Below are 1909 nucleotides of genomic sequence, written 5' to 3'. Positions count from 1 at the left end.
ACGCAAAGGGCATGCAGCAACACACAGGAATCGAGACCGCCGCTGAAGGCGATTTTTAACGGCGTTTCCGGGGAGAGTCCGAGACGGCGCAGGACATCCGCCAGTGCCGAGGGAGAAAACACGTTATCAATGTTCTTCAAACTCGCCGTAATGCATCAGGCGGTCATAGCGTTGTTCGAGAAGGCGCTCGAGCGGCATGGAGCCGACTTTGTCGAGGGCGGAGATGAGCGCGGACTTGAGCGTCTTGGCGATCTCATCCATGTCGCGATGCGCCCCGCCCAGGGGCTCCGGCACGATCTCATCCACGAGACCCTGCCGGTTCAGGCTTTCGGCGGTGATGCCCATGGCTTGCGCCGCTTCCGAGGCCTTGTCGGCGGAACGCCACAGGATGGAGGCGCATCCTTCCGGAGAAATCACGGAATAGGTGGAATACTGCAACATCAGCAAGCGATCGCATACGCCGATGGCAAGTGCTCCCCCGGAACCGCCCTCGCCGATCACGACACTGATAATAGGCGTGTTGAGCCGTGCCATTTCATAGAGATTGCGGGCGATGGCCTCGCTCTGGCCACGTTCTTCCGCGCCCACGCCCGGATAGGCACCGGGAGTGTCGATCAGTGTAATGAGCGGAATCCGGAAACGTTCGGCAAGGCGCATCAGGCGCAAGGCCTTGCGGTATCCTTCCGGGCGCGGCATGCCGAAGTTGCGCCGCACCTTGTCGCGCGTGTCACGCCCCTTCTGATGTCCGATGATGACAACCGGCCGGCCATCCAGTCGCGCCACGCCGCCGACAATCGCCGGGTCGTCGGCAAACGCGCGGTCGCCGTGCAGTTCCTCGAAATCGGTGAAGATGCGTGCAATGTAATCCAGCGTATACGGACGCAGCGGATGACGCGCGAGTTGCGAGATCTGCCAAGGTGTCAGCGAATGAAAAATGGATTCAGTCAGCTTGCGGCTTTTGGCGCTGAGTTTGTTGATCTCGTCGTTGATATTGATCGCCGTGCCCTTGTCGGCATAGCGCAGCGCCTCGATCTTGGCCTCCAGATCGGCGATGGACTGTTCGAATTCGAGATAATTCTGGTTCATGAATCAGGCTTCAATGAAGTTTAGCGATAGAGGAGGCGGACATTGCTTTCACCGGCGAGGCGCGCCAGACGTTCCAGCAGGGTATTTGTCGGGCTGATTTTCCATTCATCACCCAGCGCGATTTCCGCTTCCGCCTGTTGGCCGTGGTAATGCAGGAATACTGGACACTTTCCTTGCGCCACGGGACTGAGAATTTCCTTCAACTCATCGACGAAACCGTTGCCCGCTTGCTCGGCCGTCACCTCGATGACCAGCCGCCGACTGAAGGCGGCGCGAGCCTGATCGATATTATAGAGCTTCTCGGCGGACATTTTGAACCCACCGGAGTATTCGTCCACGCTCACCTGCCCTTCCACCACCAGCAGGGTATCCTTGGCCAGCAGTTCACGGCTCTGCGCATACAGGTCGGAAAATACCGCCAGTTCCAGCCGGCCGGTGCGGTCATCGAGGGTGACGAAAGCCATGCGGTCACCACGCCGGGTCTGCATGGTGCGACTCGCGACCACCAGGCCGGCCACCACGATAGTGCTGTCGGTCGTGGGTTTGAGTTCGGCGATGGTCGCGTCGGTAATGCGCTTGAGTTCCTCGGCATAGCGCGCGATCGGATGGCCGGTGAGATAAAGCCCGAGAGTTTCCTTTTCGCCTTCCAGTCGCTGCTCTTCGCTCCACTCCGCGGTAATTTCGTAGAGATGGGTCTCCGTCGGCGTGACGGCGTTGCCGAAGATATCCACCTGACCCGCGTCCCGGTCACGGGTGTGCTGATCTGCGACGGCGAGCGCCTTGTTGAGCGACGCCATCAGCGCGGCGCGATGCGCGCCGAGCC

2 protein-coding genes are annotated in these 1909 nt (G+C 60.2%); both read right to left on the bottom strand.

Annotated features, from left to right (window positions below):
• Positions 1-126 precede the first annotated feature (126 nt).
• Positions 127-1086: an acetyl-CoA carboxylase carboxyltransferase subunit alpha gene (locus tag WB402_RS14975; protein WP_424209257.1), complete on the bottom strand. Its 960-nt coding sequence runs from the start codon at positions 1084-1086 to the stop codon at positions 127-129.
• Positions 1087-1106: 20 nt separating this feature from the next.
• Positions 1107-1909: OB-fold nucleic acid binding domain-containing protein (locus tag WB402_RS14970; RefSeq protein WP_424209255.1), on the bottom strand; the 803-nt coding region annotated here is incomplete at its 5' end.

This window comes from Sulfuricaulis sp., assembly GCF_049587675.1.
GTDB lineage: Bacteria > Pseudomonadota > Gammaproteobacteria > Acidiferrobacterales > Sulfurifustaceae > Sulfuricaulis.
This window is presented reverse-complemented; position numbering and strand designations above follow the sequence as displayed.